13 protein-coding genes are annotated in these 19,550 nt (G+C 58.6%); 5 read left to right on the top strand and 8 right to left on the bottom strand.

Annotated elements, in window-relative coordinates; genetic code table 11:
- Position 1 precedes the first annotated feature (1 nt).
- From MHH62_RS03160 to MHH62_RS03150, 3 genes are read right to left on the bottom strand one after another with little or no spacing between them, the layout of a single operon-like run.
- Positions 2 to 1,186, bottom strand: a complete 1,185-nt coding sequence (locus tag MHH62_RS03160; RefSeq protein WP_032903056.1) for an acetyl-CoA C-acyltransferase — start codon at positions 1,184 to 1,186, stop codon at positions 2 to 4.
- A 12-nt stretch (positions 1,187 to 1,198) separates the two neighbouring features.
- Positions 1,199 to 1,966 carry an SDR family NAD(P)-dependent oxidoreductase gene (locus MHH62_RS03155; RefSeq protein WP_014718477.1) on the bottom strand — a complete coding sequence of 256 codons (768 nt, stop codon included), beginning with the start codon at positions 1,964 to 1,966 and terminating at the stop codon, positions 1,199 to 1,201.
- A gap of 21 nt (positions 1,967 to 1,987) precedes the next feature.
- On the bottom strand, positions 1,988 to 3,637 hold the full coding sequence (locus MHH62_RS03150; RefSeq protein ID WP_014718478.1) for an AMP-binding protein: 1,650 nt from the start codon (positions 3,635 to 3,637) through the stop codon (positions 1,988 to 1,990).
- A gap of 377 nt (positions 3,638 to 4,014) precedes the next feature.
- Between MHH62_RS03150 and MHH62_RS03145 the strand changes: the two genes are divergently transcribed.
- From MHH62_RS03145 to MHH62_RS03125, 5 genes are all read left to right on the top strand, one after another.
- Positions 4,015 to 4,908, top strand: coding sequence for a bestrophin family protein (locus MHH62_RS03145; RefSeq protein WP_014718479.1), 894 nt, complete (start codon positions 4,015 to 4,017; stop codon positions 4,906 to 4,908).
- Positions 4,909 to 4,978: 70 nt separating this feature from the next.
- On the top strand, positions 4,979 to 6,037 hold the full coding sequence (locus MHH62_RS03140) for a tetratricopeptide repeat protein (RefSeq protein ID WP_003191245.1): 1,059 nt from the start codon (positions 4,979 to 4,981) through the stop codon (positions 6,035 to 6,037).
- Between the two features lie 158 nt (positions 6,038 to 6,195).
- Entirely contained in the window at positions 6,196 to 7,695 is a 1,500-nt protein-coding gene (locus MHH62_RS03135; RefSeq protein WP_014718480.1) for an ATPase domain-containing protein, read from the top strand.
- Positions 7,695 to 9,365, top strand: a complete 1,671-nt coding sequence (locus MHH62_RS03130) for an ATP-binding protein (protein ID WP_020302775.1) — start codon at positions 7,695 to 7,697, stop codon at positions 9,363 to 9,365. The genes MHH62_RS03135 and MHH62_RS03130 overlap by 1 nt, the downstream gene beginning before the upstream one ends.
- A gap of 121 nt (positions 9,366 to 9,486) precedes the next feature.
- A complete protein-coding gene (locus MHH62_RS03125) occupies positions 9,487 to 12,765 on the top strand; it encodes a hypothetical protein (RefSeq protein ID WP_339232436.1) in 3,279 nt (1,092 codons plus the stop codon).
- A gap of 108 nt (positions 12,766 to 12,873) precedes the next feature.
- Here MHH62_RS03125 and MHH62_RS03120 read toward each other — a convergent pair whose 3' ends face one another.
- From MHH62_RS03120 to MHH62_RS03100, 5 genes are all read right to left on the bottom strand, one after another.
- On the bottom strand, positions 12,874 to 13,251 hold the full coding sequence (locus MHH62_RS03120) for a response regulator (RefSeq protein ID WP_005788286.1): 378 nt from the start codon (positions 13,249 to 13,251) through the stop codon (positions 12,874 to 12,876).
- 78 nt (positions 13,252 to 13,329) lie between these two features.
- On the bottom strand, positions 13,330 to 14,523 hold the full coding sequence (locus tag MHH62_RS03115; protein WP_020302773.1) for a hybrid sensor histidine kinase/response regulator: 1,194 nt from the start codon (positions 14,521 to 14,523) through the stop codon (positions 13,330 to 13,332).
- The gene (locus tag MHH62_RS03110; RefSeq protein WP_020302772.1) at positions 14,517 to 15,116 is read right to left on the bottom strand and encodes a chemotaxis protein CheB; all 600 of its coding nucleotides are present in this window, start codon (positions 15,114 to 15,116) and stop codon (positions 14,517 to 14,519) included. The genes MHH62_RS03115 and MHH62_RS03110 overlap by 7 nt, the downstream gene beginning before the upstream one ends.
- Positions 15,113 to 15,928 (bottom strand): protein-glutamate O-methyltransferase CheR, encoded by an 816-nt coding sequence (locus MHH62_RS03105; RefSeq protein WP_014718485.1) that lies wholly within the window; start codon positions 15,926 to 15,928, stop codon positions 15,113 to 15,115. The genes MHH62_RS03110 and MHH62_RS03105 overlap by 4 nt, the downstream gene beginning before the upstream one ends.
- Before the next feature lie 15 nt (positions 15,929 to 15,943).
- Positions 15,944 to 19,441: a response regulator gene (locus MHH62_RS03100; RefSeq protein WP_020302771.1), complete on the bottom strand. Its 3,498-nt coding sequence runs from the start codon at positions 19,439 to 19,441 to the stop codon at positions 15,944 to 15,946.
- Positions 19,442 to 19,550: the final 109 nt, after the last annotated feature.

The following is a 19,550-nucleotide window of genomic DNA, read 5'->3' as shown; positions in this document are numbered from 1 at the left end:
CTCAATACAAGCATTCAACGGCCATGGCCGTGGCTTCACCGCCGCCAATGCAGATAGCGGCGACGCCACGCTTGAGGCCCTTCTGGCGCAGGGCCGCGAGCAACGTCACCAGGATGCGTGCGCCGGAGGCACCAATGGGGTGGCCCAATGCACAGGCACCACCATGCACGTTGACCTTGTCATGGGGAATCTCCAGCTTGCTCATGGTCACCAGGCTGACCACGGCGAAGGCCTCGTTGATTTCGAACAGGTCCACCTCGTCGAGGCTCCAGCCGGTCTTGCTCATCAGTTTGCGAATCGCCCCCACCGGCGCCACCGGAAACAGCCCAGGCTCATCGGCGAACGCGGCGTGCCCGTGGATCACTGCCAACGGCTTGAGGCCGCGCTTGAGCGCCTGGGACTCACGCATCAGCAACAACGCCGCGGCGCCATCGGAGATCGAGCTGGAGTTGGCTGCTGTCACTGTACCGCCGTCACGGAACGCCGGTTTCAGGCTGGCAATCTTGTCCAGCCTGGCTTTCGGCGGTTGCTCATCGTGCAGAATGGTTTTTTGTTCTTTGCCCACGGTGACCTGCACCGGGACGATTTCACTGGCAAAGCTGCCGTGGGTGATAGCCTCTTGTGCGCGGGTCAGGGAAGCGATGGCAAACGCGTCCTGAGCTTCACGGGTAAAACCATTGTGCTCGGCGCAGTCCTCGGCAAAGGTGCCCATCAGGCGCCCCTTGTCGTAGGCATCTTCAAGGCCGTCGAGGAACATATGGTCCAGCACCTTGCCGTGGCCCATGCGGTAGCCGCTGCGCGCACGGTCCAGCAGGTACGGGGCGTTGGACATGCTTTCCATGCCGCCCGCGATCACTACATCGACACTGCCAGCGCGCAGCGAATCGTGGGCCAGAATCGTCGCTTCCATGCCGGAACCGCACATTTTGTTGAGGGTGGTGCAGCGCGTGCCCTTGTCCAGCCCGGCGCCCAAGGCAGCCTGGCGAGCAGGCGCTTGCCCAAGCCCGGCGGGCAGTACACAGCCAAACAGCACTTCGTCGACGGCATCGGTGGCGATACCGGCACGCTCGACCGCCGCACGAATGGCGGCTGCGCCCAGTTGCGGCGCGGTCAGGCTTTTGAGGTCGCCCTGGAACCCGCCCATGGGCGTGCGCACGGCGCTGACAATAACAATTGGATCGTTCATAGCCATTGCTCCTTATTTGGCGGCCATGCGCAAGGCACCGTCGAGACGGATCACCTCACCATTAAGCATGCTGTTTTCAATGATGTGGCGTACCAGCGCGGCATATTCGGCGGGTTTGCCCAGGCGTGGCGGGAACGGCACGCCGGCAGCCAGGGAGTTGCGGACTTCGTCGGTCATGCCGGCCATCATCGGGGTTTCGAAAATGCCGGGTGCAATGGTCATCACCCGGATACCAAAGCGCGCCAGTTCCCGCGCGGCAGGCAAGGTGAGGCTGGCGATCGCGCCCTTGGACGCGGCATACGCAGCCTGGCCGATCTGCCCATCGAATGCCGCCACCGAGGCGGTATTAATGATGACGCCCCGCTCGCCGTCGGCATTCGCCTCGGTTTCAGCGATCGCCGCAGCGGCCAGGCGCAGCAGGTTGAAACTGCCGATCAAGTTGACGTTGATGACTTGGGCAAAGCTCGCCAGGCCGTGCGGGCCGTTCTTGCCGAGGATCTTCTCGCCACGCACGACACCCGCGCAGTTGACCAGGCCGTGCAAGCCCCCAAAGGCCTCGACCGCCGCCGTCACGGCCGCTTCTGCAGCGGCTTCCTGGCTGATGTCCGCCACGGCGCTGCGGGCATTGTCGCCCAGTTGCTTGGCCTTGGCAGTCACGGCGTCGGCGTTCAAGTCCACCAGCATCACCTTGGCACCCGCGGCGACCAGCATTTCGGCCGTGGCCGCGCCGAGGCCCGACGCGCCGCCGCTGACCAGGAATACCTTGTTTTCAATCTGCATCGTTGTTTCCTTTTAAAAGGGTCAAGCCACGGCCGCCTGGGCCTTGGCTATTTCCTGATTGCGCAAAATAAAGCGTTGCAGCTTGCCGCTCGGGGTCTTGGGCAAGTCGCTGACAAATTCGATTTCCCGCGGGTACGCATGGGCGGCCAGGCGCTGGCGCACATGCAGGCGCAGCTCTTCAGCCAGCTCCGGGGTGGCGCGGTATTGCTCGCTGATCACCACAAAGGCTTTGACCAGCTCAGTGCGCTCCGGGCAAGGCTTGCCGACCACGGCAGCCTCGACCACCGCCGGGTGTTCGACCAACGCGCTTTCCACGTCGAAGGGGCCCACGCGGTAGCCGGATGTAGTGATCACGTCGTCGCTGCGTCCGACAAAGCTGATGCTGCCGTCCGGGTTCAGCTCCACGGTATCGCCGCTGAGGTAGTACTTGCCGACGAACGCCTTGGTTTTCACGCCGTCGTACCCGGCAAACCAGCACATAGGCGATTGCTCGCGGTCGATGGCCAGGATGCCGGGTTGGCCGGCTGGCAGCTCCTGATGGTTGTCATCCAGCACCACGATGCGATGCCCTGGCGAGGCAAAACCCGCCGAGCCCACATGCACCGGATGCGCCAAACCATGGTGATTGCACAGCACCATGCCCAGCTCGGTCTGGCCGTAATGGTCGTGGATGGTCACGCCCAGGTGGTCGGCGAACCAGCGGATCACCTCCGGGTTCAAAGGCTCACCGGCGCTGCTGACGATGCGCAGCTTGCCCTTGATCGAACCGGCGAACTGTTCGCCACCGGCAATCAACAGCCGATACGCCGTGGGCGAACCGGTCAGGTTGGTGATCGCGTATTTATTGATGACCCGGCAGGTGCTTTCCAGGGTGAACGGGCCATCGTAGAAGGTGATCGGGTGCCCCATGGACAACGGCCCGGTCACGCCGAAATAGATGCCATAGGCCCAGCCAGGGTCGGCAACGTTCCAGAATGCGTCCTCGGGGCGCAAGTCCACGGCGTCGCGCATGTAGCCCTGGAACGCGACGATGGCCTTGAGCGGTACCGACAGCGCCTTGGACGGGCCGGTGGTGCCGGAGGTGAACATCAGCAGGAACGGCTCCTCTGCGCCCAGCAGCACCGGCTCGCAGTGAGAAGAGTAGCTGGGCAGTTCGGCCCAGAAGCTGTAGTCGCCCCGCACGATACCTTCGCCCTTGGCTCCGGCGACCGTGACGATGGTCGGGCAGTCGGCGACTTCCGCCAGCTTGGGACGGTTCACTGCATCGGTGACCACCAGCGCTGCGCCCGAGCTGTTCAAGCGATGTTCAATTGCCTTGGGTCCGAACGCGGTAAACAGCGGCTGATAGACCGCGCCGATGCGCCACGTCGCCAGCACGACCACCAACAATTCGGCAGTACGGGGCAACAGGCCCGCCACCTTGTCACCGCGCTTGACGCCCTGGGCCAAGAGGAAGTTGGCGAAACGCGCGGCCTGCTCTTGCAGTTCGGTAAAGGTTGACGTGGCGCTGCGTCCGTCCTTGCCCTCCCAGAACAACGCGATGCGCCCCGGCAACGCGTGACGGTCACAGCATTCCACGCAGGCATTGAGCGCTTGCAGGTTGCCGGCCAGTGCGGCGTCGACGGTGTGCTGGTAATCAAACTCGGTGGTGGCAGCCAAATACTCACGCATCGCTTCCTATCCTTCTGTGTTTTTATTTTCAGGACGTTTTCAACTCGAGAAAAGCGCTGAAATAGTCGCTCCAGAGCGGCGCAGCGGCAATGGTCAAAGCTTTCAACTTGGCTGACTGGTTTGGCCAGTCCGTAGCGAAACGCGGGGGGCTTTTTCGCTTTTCGGTGGGAGCGGGCTGGCCCGCGAAGGCGGTGGGTCAGTCACCACAGCTGTCACTGCACCACCGCTTTCGCAGGCAAGCCAGCTCCCACAGGGTTATGTACTGCCCGGCTCCCACGTTAGTCATTGAGTCGACTGATCAGGCGGTCGATCCAAGTGATTGGACGCGATGCATAGCAGCTTCTAATCTGACCGCCTGCACGCCACAGAAGCCCTCCATGATCGTTCGCCCTAAACCCAACGTCCTGGGTATCCTGTTCTCCCTCAAAGGCTCCATTGCCAAGCGCATTGCCTGGCGCAGCCTGCTGGTCACGCTGTTGGCCTCGGTCATCGTGCTGGTGGAAACCCTGCACCCCGCCTATTTTTCCAAGGTCAACGCTACGCCCTTCACCTTGTTGGGCCTGTCACTGTCGATCTTCATGAGTTTTCGCAACAACGCCTGCTACGACCGTTGGTGGGAGGGCCGCAAGCAACTGGGGCAAATGGTCATTGACGTGCGCTCGCTGATTCGCGAGACCCAGGTGCTGGGGGACACCGCCGAGCGTGCTGGCCTGCTGCGCGGCCTGTGCGGTTTTGCCCATGGCTTGGTCGCGCATTTGCGCCATGAAGATCAAGCCCGGGCGATACACCCTTGGATCAGCATGCCAGTGGGCCACCCCAACTTGCCGGACAGCGTGCTGCAAACGGTCGGTGCGCGCTTTTCGGTCCTGGCACAACAGGGCGTGATCAGCGAATGGCGCTACACCCAACTGGAAGCCCGGCTAGTCAGCCTGAGCCAGGTGCAGGCGGCATGCGAGCGCATCAAGACCACGCCACTGCCCTTTCCCTACACCCTGCTGTTGCACCGCACCATTTACCTGTTCTGCATCTTGCTGCCATTCGCCATGGCCGAGCCACTTGGCTGGTTGACGCCAGTGTTCACCGCGATTGTCAGCTACACCTTCTTTGGCCTGGATGCGATTGGCGACGAATTGGAAGACCCCTTCGGCTTCGACGAAAACGACTTGCCGTGTGACGCTATCCTGCGGACATTGGAGCGCGAGATCCTCGCCGCCCTTGGTGAAGTCAACCTGCCGCCAGCGTTGGAGCCAGCGGACTACGTGCTGACCTGACGCGGGTTTGACACTCGCCTCGCACTGACCGAAGCTTGGAACTTTGCTGCCCAAGCTTTCGGACGCCTGCATGTCAAAGTCACGCCGTTACTCCATCATCGGCCTGTGCGCCCTGTTGTTGATCGTACTGATCACCTGGTTTTTCTCCCGCACCCCTGCAGTGGCCGTACCCCCAGCCATCGCCCATGGCTATTCCAAGGCCTTGAAGCAGGCGCATAACGGCGAGCCCGGCGCCGCACGTGTGTTGTACCAACAGTTGGGCCGGCCGGACCTGTCGCCCGAGCGCCGCGCCGCCTTGCATGCTGAGCTGCCCAATTACCCCAGCCCCCAGGCGCTGAAGCTGGCCGATAAAGACCTCGCCAATGAGTCGGCGCTGGTGCGCGAAGCCGCTATTCACAGCATCGTCGGCCTGGTGCCCACTGGCCAGCGCACCTTACTGCTCGGCCCGGTGCTGGACGATCCGGAACAATCGGTGCGCTTTGCCGCCGCCAACGCCTTGCTGGGCCTGTCGCCCGATACACTGGGTTTGTACTTTGGCCCACTGCAGCAGGTGCTCGATGAATTCGTGACAACGCTCAAGGCCCAGCCCGAAACCGCTGAAGGCTGGATTCAATTGGCGCGTCTGTACATCCACAGCGCCCTGCTGCCGGAGGCGCAAAACGCCCTGGAGCAGGCAATGCGCTTGCAGCCGGACAACCTGCAAGCGGTGGTATCGCAAATCGAACTGCTGGACAAGCAAGGCAAGACCGACGAGTCGCGCCAACTGCTGGCCCGGCAACTGGCGGCGCATCCGGAGTCGGCCTACCTGCAACATGCCTTGGGCATGTGGCTGTTGCACCATGGCGAGCGCCCCTACGCCCTGCTCGGCCTGTCCAAGGCGGTGGAGCTTGCGCCGGACAACCCGGATTATCGCTATGACCTGGCCACCACCCTGCACGCCCAGGACGAAGTAGAGGCGGCCCAGCGCCAGTTGGAAGAAATCGTCCAGCGGCATCCCGCCAATCGCAAAGCCCGCGTGTTGCTGGTCAATTACTGGAAAGAGACCGGGCAGTTGCAGAACGTTCAGGTGCTGCTCGCCCAACTGGAGCAACAGAACCCGGATGATCCGGCGTTACAACAGGGCCTCTGATAGGCGATCAGCTCAGCACTGCAAAAAAACGTGTAAAGCGACCTCTCTTCGTACAATTCATCCAAAACGTTGAACCGCTAGTGGCCACTACGGTCAAGTGAATATGGCACGTCCCAGTCGGCGTGCCCCTCTACTTGTACGTGACCTGAGGGCACTTCTTGAGTACATCCAAACAGCTGTTGAGTGAAAAGGCGGCCACCGGCGTCGAAGGTCTTGATGACATTCTTGCCGGGGGGCTATCGCGAAGCCACGTGTTTTTGCTCGAAGGCGAACCCGGCACCGGTAAAACCACCGTGGCCCTGCATTTTCTGCGGGCCGGTGCGCAGAACGGTGAACGTTGCTTATATATCACCCTGTCCGAAACCGAGCACGAACTGCGCCAGGGTGCCAAATCCCACGGCTGGGACTTGGATGAGCATATTCATATCTTCGAGCTGACCCCACCGGAAAGCCTGCTCAACGCCGATCACCAGCAAAGCCTGCTGTACTCCTCCGACCTGGAGCTGGGTGAAGCCACCCGCCAGATCTTTGAAGTGGTAGAGCGGGTCAAGCCGACCCGCGTGGTGGTCGACAGCCTGTCTGAGATCCGCCTTCTGGCGCAAAGCTCGTTGCGCTATCGCCGGCAGATCCTGGCGATCAAGCACTACTTCGTGCGTTATGACGCCACCGTGTTACTGCTGGATGACTTGACCACCGAATCCCTGGATAAGACCGTGCACAGCGTTGCGCACGGGGTGATTCGCCTGGAGGAGCTGACGCCCAACTATGGCGCCGAGCGTCGGCGTATCCGTGTGGTCAAGTACCGGGGCCAGAAATACCGTGGCGGCTTCCACGACTTCACCATCATGGGCGACGGCATTCACGTATTCCCGCGCCTGGTGGCGGCCGAACATCGCGGCGGTTACAACCGTCAAACCTTGAGCAGCGGTATCGAGGAGTTGGATTCTCTGCTCGGCGGGGGGATCGAGACCGGCTCCAGCAGCCTGATTCTCGGCCCGGCCGGTACCGGCAAGTCTTTGATCTCGATGATCTTCGCTGCCGCCGCCGTGGCCCGTGGCGAAAAGGCTGCGCTGTTCATCTTCGATGAAGAGCTGGGCCTGCTGTTCGAGCGCATGAAGAACATGGGCATCGACCTCGCCGCCTTACGGGACACCGGAAACCTGCTGATCGAACAGGTCGACGCGGCCGAACTCTCCCCCGGCGAATTTTCCCACCGGGTTCGCCGCTGCGTGGATGAGCGCGGTATCAAGACCGTGGTCATCGACAGTATCAACGGCTACCAGGCGGCCATGCCCGAAGAAAACGCGCTGATCCTGCATATGCATGAACTGCTGCTGTACCTTAACCGCCGTGGTGCAGCCACCTTCATGACGGTGGCCCAGCACGGCCTGGTCGGCGACATGCAGACGCCGGTCGACATCACCTACCTGGCCGACACCGTGATCTTGCTGCGTTATTTCGAGGCCCTGGGTAAAGTTCGCCGGGCCATTTCGGTCATCAAAAAAAGAACGGGCTCCCACGAGTCGACCATTCGTGAATATCGCATCGGCAGCCGCGGTATGACGGTAGGTGTACCCCTGGATAACTTCCAGGGTGTGCTGCGGGGCATTCCAACCTATATGGGTGCCGGCTCCCCTCTGCTCAAGGATGAGGGCTAGTGCCGGCCCTGTCTCCCGTCTACGAGCGTGCCATCGTGCTGGCGCCCATGGGCCGCGATGGCTCATTGGCGCTGATGATGCTTAACGAAGCCGGCTACAGCGGGATTGTCGCCAACAGCCTGGCCGCTTTGTGCGAAGAGCTGACGCAAGGCGCCGGGCTGCTCATCATTGCGGCTGAGGCACTGCGTGGCGTCGACCTTGAGCCGTTACTCGAGCTGTTGCATCAGCAACCGGCCTGGTCCGACCTGCCTATCGTGCTGATGACCCAGCATGGCGGCAAAGAGCAGAACGGCTCGACGCGGCTGAGCGGCTTGCTGGGCAACGTCACGTTTCTGGAGCGGCCGTTCCATCCCATCACCTTGATCAGCCTGGTGAGCGCGGCCCTGCGCGGTCGACGGCGCCAGTACGAAGCGCGGGACCGGTTGATTGACTTGAGCGAGAGTGAGTTGCGTCTCCAGCGCACTTTGGAAACGCTTGAGCAGCAAGTGGAGGAACGCACCGCCCAACTGCGTCACAATGAAGAAGCCCTGCGTCAATCGCAGAAAATGGAAGCCGTTGGCCAGTTGACCGGTGGTATCGCCCATGACTTCAACAATATGCTTACCGGCATTATCGGTAGCCTGGAACTGCTACGCCGACGTGTGTCCCGGGGCAAACTGGATGACCTGGACAGCCTGATCGACCTGGGCGTGACCTCGGCCAACCGCGCGGCGAGCCTCACCCATCGACTGTTGGCGTTCTCCCGTCGACAATCACTGGACTCCAAGCCTGTGCAGATCAACCAGTTGGTCACGTCCATGGGCGAATTATTGCAACGCAGCATCAACGAAAGTATCAACCTGGACATGCGCCTGAGCGACGCCTTGTGGACGGCCGAGGCCGACCCGAACCAGCTCGAAAGCGCCCTGCTCAACCTGGTGATCAACGCGCGCGACGCCATGCCCACGGGTGGCACGCTGACCGTGGAGACCACCAATCGTCACCTCGACAGTGTCTTTACCGCCGCCTACGGCACCTTGACCCCGGGCGACTACGTAGAACTGAGTGTCAGCGACAACGGTTGCGGCATACCGCAACACCTGATGGATCGCGTGTTTGATCCGTTTTTTACCACCAAACCCATCGGCCAAGGCACCGGTCTTGGGCTGTCGATGATCTACGGCTTCGCTCGCCAGTCTCGTGGGCATGTGACCATCCACAGCGAAGTCGGCAAAGGTACGACGGTCAGTTTGTTCCTGCCGCGCTTTATCGGTGAGCCCCAAGCTCAGGAGCCGCTCAACCCCACATTGCTACCGTTTGCCAATGCAGGGGAAACGGTTTTGATCGTCGAGGATGATCCCGCAGTTCGGGTGTTGGTCAGCGCGGTGCTCAAAGAACTGGGTTACGGGTTTATCGAGGCTGGGGACGCGAATGCGGCGGTGCCGATCATTGAATCCGAACAGCGCATCGACCTGATGATCAGCGACGTCGGTTTGCCGGGGATGAACGGCCGACAACTAGCGGAAATCGGCCGGCAGATTCGTCCGGAACTCAAAGTATTGTTTATTACCGGATACGCCGAGCACGCCGCGGTGCGGGGTGGCTTCCTGGACCCGGGGATGCAACTGATCACCAAGCCTTTTACGTTTGATTTGTTGACGGCCAAGGTGCGGGAGATGATCCAGGCGTAGAGCGGCCACATGTGGCAATAAGTCGTCACGGTTTAGCAGGCAGCAGATGGAATCGATGTGAGTTTTTTTCCACATACGTTGGCGAACAACGTATTACCCACTTCGACCAGGAATATTTCTGATGACTGCTATTTCCAACTCCCACCTGCGCCAGCTGTACACGACCGATCAGGCAAAGGCCGCCCCACAACCGCAGCCTGCCCGTCTAGAGCTGGCAATAGAGCTAACGCCGGGGCCCCGCCACGAAGAGGCGGATCATGAGTTAGCCCGCTTGTACAACCAGGCTTTGAAACAATTTCCCGAGGGTGGTCAAAACGTTCGGGAGCACACCGTTGAAGATATCCCGCGCGATTCGTCCTTTATGCAGTCGCGTACGCTGTTGGCTAACCTCCTGAAAAGTCCAGCGTTCAAGGGCTGGGCCAAAGAGCATAACGTAGACCTCTCAAAAGAGATCAGCATCAATGTCGCCAGCGGTACCATCGGTTTCACCACCCTGCGCGCCGAACCCCGAAATGCCTTCGATTTTACGCCGTTCACGCCCATCGGCGAGCCAAAAGTCGAATCCTCCGATATTCAAAGCTTTATTGATTGGCCCCTGCTCGAGAGCGCTGCTAAAACGCTGGCGGGCTCCGGCAACGTTGTAAGCCTGGACCCCACGGCCACTGCGACCACTGCGAAGATCGCGGAAATCGCTCAGTTTCATGGTCATACCTTGCCTTTTGACAGCGATCCGTCGCCTTCAGAGCAGCGGGCATTCATCGTGCAGCACCTCAACGGGTGGCAGGATAAATATAACCTCTTCGCTGAAAATTTCGATATCCCCACCCAAGAACTCCTGAAGAGCCAAGCGTCTAAACTGGGTGATCTGAACAACCGAAGTACTGTGATTGCGGCAATACCAAAAATCGCAGAGATAGTAGATATTAATGTGAAGCAGTTTCTCCCTGGCCCAAATGCATCCGAGGAAGTTCACGCAAAGTACAAACAAGTTGTTGAGGAGCGGATGCAGGTTGCGCTGAATACTGCGATCCAAATCGATCCTGCCTCTTCATATTTTCAAGACAACAAACTGTGGCCGAACGTGGCTGTGACGCTGCGCGACTACCTCGTAGGGCATGGCATAGTACTTCCAACCAATGCATCGGAGTTAAAGGACATTGCGCAGTCTTTGACACGTCGGCCAATTGAAGCACCGGCGCATGGCAATCTCAGTGGAGCGCACTCATGGCCAACGCCGATGAGCAGTGAAGATCGGCGTGCACTTGCCGCCATGACCAGTAAGTTTTTGGAAGGCCAGCCAGAAAACAACTTGCTCGCCTATTTGACCCGTGGAATTGATTATCAGCAGGGTCTTTCCGAAGACTTTCGCGAAGATCGTAGTCGCGCTATTGACAGAATCCTCGGGTTTTCCAATGTTCAGAAATTCGCCCTCGCCGCTGAACGTGAACTTGGCGAAATTGCATCGCCTAACGTGATCGCCGATTGGATGTTGACAGCGCTCTACGACTCGTTGGACCCCCTCAGCATCAACGCAACTTCACCCGACTCGAACAGGACTAAAGTTGCAGGCTTCGACCTGGCCAACATTAACCTCTCCGGAATGAACGCCCGGCACATATACGCCACGCTGTCTGATCACTTGCGTGAAAACGGAGTGACGAACCATTACAACGGCGTGCTGGCCATGGAAGTTCTATTGGCCCGCAAGGCTCCGGAACTCCTGGTCAAAGACATACCCGAAACATTGACCAAGGGCACCCACTCTTGGGTCAGCTTCGCTACGGCAGTAGCCCGTATAGAGGCTGAGGCCCCTGGTTCAACCAGCAAAATGACGTTTTCACAGGTCATGATGCGACATGAGTTGGCACCTATAACGCTGGCAGACAAACTGGTTGAACAGCAGGCTCAAACGGATGCCCTAAAAGACTGGGGCGTTTACAATGGTGTGTTGGTCAGGAGCAGTACAGATCAATATTCAGAAGAAGACATGAAGGCTGTACGTTCTGCGTACAATGATCAGGTGCGTTTGTTGAGTGAGGCTTCCGATACGTTTGCGATGAAGATCCCTGATCTTCATGACAGGGCAGTGGCCAGCATACGATCGCAAAATCCACACTTATCGGAAGAGCAAATCAAACAAAAGGTGCTGACACCAAAGGAATCCGAATTTTTGTCATTTCCAGGCCCCTACTCACTGTTGGACATATTTCTCCATTCCGATAAAACTCTCGAGGATATTGATTTAACTCGCTACGACTCCAGCGATAAAGATTTCGTTCTCAGCAACATCAAATTTGAGAAGCAATCCAGCAGCGTCGTGGCGCACTGGTTTGAAAAAGATCTCAAAACACATTTCGATCGCTTTGAACAGGCTACGCAAACGCAGGTCAAGAATTTGATTTCCAGTCTGCCTGTCGAGGACCGGAAGATCATTGAGCATGGAAAGATTACAATTTCTAAAGAAGTAGATGTTTCGTACTCGGCTTATTCGCAGATACAAAAAATAAAAGATTCGTCACCGACCAGTATATTTTTACAAAGCGAATTTGTTGATGCGCAAGGCAATAAAGGCACCCATACCTATGAAATCGACAGCGCAAAGAATACCATTCGAAAACGTGTCGATTTGAACGGCAAAATCCCAGGTGCCATTCTGGACGATAAGATTAATTCCAAGCGCCTTGTCCCCCTCGCCCCTGATGGTAATTACAGGGATAACGTTCTTTCGGCCTGGTCCACCGACTCGGTCAATGATGCCCCTAACAGCTTCGCCAGCGAAAAAACGCAGTACATTGCTGATGCCATGGTAAAAAAAATCGGTATTCGCCAGTACGCAGAGTCACTGCGGGGTACTACTACATTCGACGGTGAAGTACCTTTCTATGAAAAAATTGTAGATTTTGTAGCCGGGCTTATTCCGGGTTTTAACGCTATCAAAAATTTTATCAACGGAAACTGGCGCGAGGGCCTCATCGATTTGGCGTTTGATGCTTTTGGCTTTATCCTCGCCGGTGCCGGTGGAGCAGCAAGGGCTGCTGGCGCCGGCGTCAGGACGGCCTCGTCTACGTTTGGGAGTACCGTAAAAAAACTGGTGCGCGGCACACTGAGCGCACTCAACCCTATCGATCCAAAGGGTATTGCGCAAGGCTTCGTGCAAGAAGGTATAACTTACTTGGCGAACAGTGGTCCCGGACGGAATAATCAACCTTCGTTTAAAATCAAGTATGACCCTGTAAAGATCTTCAGGAACGTTGAGAACGCCACAATAGGCAACGCCAACATGCAAGGGACAACAACAGCAATCGCTGCCACCCAGAAAAACGGCAAATGGTATGCCCTTGACCCTGTCAGTAAACAGCCGTTTGGTCTTCCCTTGAAGGATTTCGTGCCTTCGGCATAAAGGATGTCGTCAAGCGGGAAAAACGCGCAATACCTCAAAAAGGTTCTTCTCGGTGGTTCGAGAAGAACTTTTGCTATCGCACAAAACTTGCGCGTCTCGTTTGAATCATCACGCCAATAAACGCTGGATATGCTCCTGCAGCGTATCCAGATCAAACGGCTTGGCCAAAATCGGCGCGTTGCGCGTGATCGGGCTGTTGCAGTCGAGAATTTCCTGCGGATAGCCGCTGATAAAGATCACTTTCAGTTCCGGTCGCAGCTTGAGCGCCGGCTCAGCGATCTGCACCCCGGAAATTCCACCCGGCAGGCGGTAATCGGTGACCATCAAGTCCAGGTGCGGTTTGGTCGCAAGGATTTCGAAGGCCTGCTCCCCGTCGATCGCCTTCAAGACCCGGTAGCCCAAGCCTGCCAGGTACTCACCCAGCACAAACATAATGGATTCGTCGTCCTCGACGATCAGTACGACATCTTGTGCATCTTCACTCATGGGAAGCCTTTGTCCGGTCAATTGCTGCAGTTACGACCATGGGGTCACGCAGAGGTTGCGTCGAGCTGACGATTGATTTCACGCGGTCGCCTCAAGGGGCAAGCACACACGAAACAAGGCGCCCTCGCCTATCTGGCTCTCCACCTCGATGGTGCCGCCATGGGCCGCTACTATCTGCTCGGAAATAAACAATCCCAGGCCCAGGCCGGCGGCGGCATGATTGGCGGAAACCCGTTCGAACTGCTGGAAAATACGCTTCTGGTTGTCTTCACTGATACCAATGCCACGGTCGCGCACTTCCACGCGCGCCTCGCCATGCTCGGTATACACCCGTACATCCACCGGGCTTTTAGCCCCGTAGCGCAGGGCATTGGTCAGCAGGTTGGTGATCACCTGCTCGATACGGAATTCATCCCAGTGGCCCTCTACAGGCTCGTCTGCCACCAACTGCATCGACGATTCAGCCGCGGCGACCTGTGGCTCGAAGTTGTGCACGAGGTTGCGCACCAACTGCGCCAGGTCAAAACGCGCCGGGCGTATGGACAGCTTGCCGGTACGGATGCGTGACACGTCAAGCATGTCTTCGATCAGACGGATCAGGCTTTTGATCTGGCGCTCATCGCGGTCAACCATGGCGTGCATCTTGTCCAGAGTGAACGCGGCGGCGTTGTCCCGGGCCAGGTGCATCTTGCGCAACTGGGTCTCCAGAATCAGCCCGTTCAGGGGTGTACGCACTTCGTGGGCGACAATCGACATGAAGTCGTCACGCATGCGCACCGCTTGTTCCAGTTCGGCCTGAGTGGCCTGCAGGCGCGTGAGCAACAGTTCCTGCTCGCGGCGGCTACGCTCCAGCTCTTCGACTTGCAGCTTCATCGCCTTGCTCTGGCGATACAGGTCGACGAACACATTGACCTTGCTCTTGACCGCATGGATATCCAAGGGCTTATGCAGGAAGTCCACCGCGCCGCTCTCATAACCCTTGAAGGCGTAGTTGAGCTCGCGCCCGGCGGCGCTGACGAACACGATGGGGATGTTCTTGGTCTTTTCGGTGCCGCGCATCAGTTCGGCCAGCTCGAACCCGTTCATGCCAGGCATCTGCACGTCGAGGATCGCCATGGCGAATTCATGTTCCAGCAACAGGGACAACGCCTCATCGGCACTCAATGCCTTGAAGACCTGGCGATCCTCACGCTTGATCAGCGCCTCTAGGGCCAGCAGGTTTTCCGGCAGATCGTCGACGATCAGCAGTTTGGCCTGGACAGTACTTAACATGGGAAGGGTTCCAGGGAAGCCAGCAATGAGCCGATTCGGCTCAAGGAAAGAATATGGTCAGGTGTGTGCAAGGCCAGGGCCGCCAGGGGCATGACGGCAATGCGTGCCTCTTGTGGGTCCTGCACGATGGTAATGCCACCCGATTGCTTGACGTGGGCCAGCCCACTTGCGCCGTCCTGGTTGGCGCCAGTCAACAAAATGGCGAGCAGGCGAGGCCCATACACATCGGCCGCCGAGGAAAACAGGTAGTCGATGGCGGGTCTGGAATGGTGCACCCGGTCTTCCTGGCTCAGGGACAGGCTGCGGTCCTGCTCTACCGACAGGTGATAACCGGGCCCGGCAAAGTACAAGGTGCCCGCCTCCAGCGCTTCTTTGTCCCTCGCCTCCTTGACCGGGATGTTCAGGCGCCGCGCAAAGACTTCCGCCAATTGGCTGCGGCGCTCGTCCGGCAGGTGCAGCACGGCAATGATCGGCAGGCCGAAGGTACTGGGCAACTGGCCGAAAATACTCAGCAACGCCTCGACGCCGCCGGCGGACGCGCCGACGACGATGGCTTCGATCCCCGAAATCGGGGTGTCCGGCGCGTCGCTCATGATTTTCGGTAGATCCGTTCCTGCTTGACCAAGGGTTCGAATTGCTTGCTGTAGGCGGAAAAATCCAGGGTTTCCTTGCTGCCCAGCACCAAAAAGCCGCGATGACACAGCGACTCATGAAACAAGCCAAACGCTCGATCTTGCAATTTTTTATTGAAATAAATCAATACGTTACGGCATGAAATTAATTGCGTTTCTGAAAATACGCTGTCGGTCGCCAGGCTGTGATCGGCAAAGGTCACGTTCTCGCGCAATGTCTTGTCAAAGATCGCGTAATCGTAAGCTGCTGTGTAGTAGTCGGCAAATGAACGTTGCCCGCCGGCCTGCTGATAATTGGCGGTATAGGCGCGCACGTTCTCCAGGGAAAAGATGCCCTGCTTGGCTTTATCCAGCGACGCCGGGTTGATGTCCGTGGCGTAGATGATGGTGCGTTCCAGCAAGCCTTCTTCACGCAGCAGGATGGCCATGGAGTACACCTCCTCGCCTGTGCTGCAGCCGGCGATCCAGATCTTGATCGACGGGTAGGTCTTGAGCAGCGGCACGACTTCCTGGCGAATCGCGAGGAAGTGCGACGGGTCGCGAAACATCTCGCTCACCGGGATGGTCAAGAATTGCAGCAACTGCATGAACGCCGCAGGGTCGTGCAACACGCGCTCTTGCAGTGCGGAAATGGTCGCGCAGTCGAACTGACGCAAGGCATGGGCCACACGGCGTTTGACCGACGCGCCCGAATAGTCGCGAAAGTCGTAGCTGTACTTGAGGTAAATCGCCTCGATCAACAGGCGCAGCTCAATATCGCTACTCTTATCCAAGAAACACTGCTCCACTTAAATGCGTTCCATCTTCGGTAGCCATACGCGAATCAGTGAGAACAGGCGGTCCAGGTCAATCGGCTTGGCCAGGTAATCGTTTGAGCCTGCTGCCAGGCAACGCTCCTGATCGTCCTTCATGGCCTTGGCCGTCACGGCAATGATTGGCAGTTTTTTCCAGCGTGGGTCCTGGCGGATCAAGGCGGTGGCCTCGTAACCGTCCATCTCCGGCATCATCACGTCCATCAGCACCAGGTCGATATCTTCGACTTCATTGAGTTTATCGATAGCCTCCTGGCCGTTACGCCCGATCACCACCACAGCACCTTTGTGCTCCAGGGCGCTGGTCAGGGCGAAGATATTGCGCACGTCGTCGTCCACCAAGAGGATTTTGCGCCCCTCGAACACCTTGTCGCGGCTGCGGGCGGTCTTGAGCATCTTCTGGCGGTCATGGGACAACTGGGATTCGACTTTGTGCAGAAACAGCGTGACTTCATCCAGCAGACGCTCGGGCGAGCGCGCCCCCTTGATGATGATCGAGCGTGAATACTTGCGCAGTTCGGCCTCTTCGTCCCGGGTCAGGTTGCGCCCGGTGTAGACGATCACCGGCGGGAACGAGCAGATGTCCTCGGTGGCCATTCGCTTGAGCAGCTCGTTGCCGAGCATGTCCGGCAGCTTGAGGTCGATGATCATGCAGTCGTAGATGGTGGTGCGCAACAGGTCGAGGGCCTCTTGGGCGAAGCCTACGGCAGTGATCTCGATGTCATCGTCGCCGATCAGGCGGGCAATGCTGTCGCGCTGCAGGTCATCGTCTTCCACCAGCAGGATGCGCTTGACCTTCTGGGTCAACTTGGCTTCCAGGCGCGCGAACACGTCCTTGAGCTCTTCGCGGGTGGTGGGCTTGACCGCATAACCGATGGCACCCATGTGCATGGCGGCTTCGACACGGTCTTCCACAGAGATCACGTGCACCGGGATGTGGCGCGTGTTGGCGTGTTCCTTGAGGCGTTGCAGCACAGTCAGTCCTGAGTGGTCGGGCAAGCGCATGTCCAGCAGAATCGCGTCGGGGATGTATTGCTCGGCGAGGCTGTAGCCCTCGTCGGCACCGTGGGCGACCAGGCAGTGGTAACCCAGCTCGTGGGCAAGATCGAACAGAATGCGCGCAAAATTCGGCTCGTCTTCCACTACCAGGATGCAGCGAGTGCTGAACGGCGCTTTTTCGCGGTCATCGGCAAAGCGCGGGATCAACTCGGCGTCAGCCACCGGCAGCGGCGATACCTTGACGGGCGTTGGTGCCGGCGCGACCACCACTTGGCGCGGTGGCTCGATCGGCGCCGCGGCCTCGTCGCGTTCTACATACTGTTCAGGCAATACGAGCGTGAAAATACTGCCTTTGCCCGGTTCGCTGGTCACACTGATATAGCCGCCCAGCAAGGTGGCCAGGTCACGGGAAATCGACAAGCCCAGGCCTGTACCGCCGTAACGGCGATTGGTGGTGCCGTCGGCCTGGCGGAAAGCTTCGAAGATGCTTTCCTGTTGATCCGGGGCGATACCAATGCCGGAATCGCGCACGGTAAAGGCAATGCCCTCCCCCGGCGCGCGGGACACCGACAGGCTGACCTCGCCCTGTTCAGTGAACTTGATGGCGTTGGACAACAGGTTCTTTAGGATCTGCTCCAGGCGTTGGCGATCAGTAAACAGCAGGGTTGGCGAGCCTTGTTGCACGTCCACCTGGAAGCCCAGTTTGCGGTCCATTGCCAGCGGCTCGAACATGCCACGCAGGCCATCCACCAGGCGCTCGACGCTGGCGTTTTCCGGGCGCACTTCCAGCTTGCCGGCTTCGACCTTGGAAATATCCAGGATGTCGTTGATCAGGTTGAGCAAGTCATTGCCGGCCGAATAGATCGACTCGGCAAACTTGACCTGCTCGGCGCTGAGGTTTTCCTGCGGGTTATCCGCCAGCAGTTTGGCCAGGATCAGCGAACTGTTGAGCGGTGTGCGCAGCTCATGGGACATGTTGGCAAGAAATTCGGATTTGTACTTGCTGGAGCGCTGCAACTCATCGGCGCGGTCTTCCAGCTCAAGCTGGGCCTGGTTCAGCTCGATGTTCTTGCGGTCCATGGCGTCGCGCTGTTCGGCCAGGGTCTGGGTCTGTTCGGCGAGTTGCTCGTTGGTCTGTTCAAGCTCAGCCTGTTGGGTTTCCAGGTGAGCCTGGGACTCCTTGAGGATGCGCGATTGCTCTTCGAGCTCTTCGTTGGCGGTCTTGAGCTCTTCCTGCTGCACTTGCAGCTCTTCGTTGAGTTGCTGGGTCTCGGCCAGCACTTCCTGCAAGCGCTGGCGATAGCGCGCGGCTTCGATGGAGGTGCCGATATTGCCGGCGATCAGTTCCAGCAGTTCGATATCACGCTCATCCAGAGGGCGCAGGAAGCCCAGCTCGACTACGCCGTTGACACGGTCATCATCGCTGGTCGGCATCACCAGGATGCTGCGAGTGGCCCCTTCGCCAAGACCGGAACTGACCTTGAAGTAATCCACCGGCACATCGTCCAGGCGAATCAGACGATTGAGCTGAGCGGCCTGCCCGACGATGCCTTCGTCGCTGTAGATCGACTGTTCTTGCTGTTCCTGCTCGCGGGAGAAACCATACGTGGCCACGCGCTTGAGGCCGCCGTGTTCTTCACGCACGTACAGCGCGGCGACCGCAGAGCCCATGTACTGGGCGAAGAATTGCAGGATATTGCGTCCCAGCATGTTCAGGGTCAGTTGGCCGAGTACTTGCTCGGCCAGCTCGGTCTGGCCATTGCGCAGCCAGGCGGTTTGCTCGAGGCGCCGTGCAATCTTCTGTTGTGACGCGAGGTTTGCGCTGTAACTCTTTGAAAGTGAGATTAAATTCTTCCTGCCGATGTAGGCCAGAAAACCACTCAACCCCAGTACAAACACCAAGTACAGCGTGACACTGATCACCGTCGTGCGGGTGACCTCTGCGTTACGGGTGATACGGAACTGCTGCTCCATCGCCACCGCGTCTTCGTATTCCTTGCGAATTTCATCAGTGAGCCGCTTGCCCCGGCCCGCCTTGACCGCGCCACGGTAATCACCGCTGTTGCGCTGCAGCTCAATCATCGACTGCGCGTAGGTGTTCCATTCGGTCTGCAAGGTTTCCAAGCGCTTGAGCCGGTCAACCTGCTGCGGATTGTCGGCTACCAGGTCTTGCAGATTGCGCAGGTCGGCAATGATCCGCGGCTTGGCCACTTCGTACGGATCAAGGAAGTGCTCGTCACCGGTGATCAGGAACCCGCGCATCCCTGTTTCCAGGTCAACCGTCAGTTTGGACGTCTCATTGAGGTTGTTAATGACGCGGTCGGTGTGCTCCACCCACTGGATCACCGAGAGCAAATAGGTAATCAGGCAGACGAAAAACACCGCGCTGAGCACGCCCACGCCCAAGGGCAGGGCCACGTTCCGGCTCAGCAGGGTACGAAAGCTTTTTTCATCGACGGACGACGCGGGTGTCATGGGCATGCCTTGGCCAAATGCGGGAAAACCGCAAGTTTGCCCGAATAACATCGCTCAACGCTATGTTTGTGCGTTGATTGGCAGCGGATGCGGTCAAGCGCATGGCGCC

Origin of the sequence: Pseudomonas sp. FSL L8-0168 (genome assembly GCF_037976155.1) — a bacterium.
GTDB lineage: Bacteria > Pseudomonadota > Gammaproteobacteria > Pseudomonadales > Pseudomonadaceae > Aquipseudomonas > Aquipseudomonas paracarnis.
Note: the sequence above shows the minus strand (reverse complement) of the source record. Positions and strands in the feature narration are given on the sequence as shown.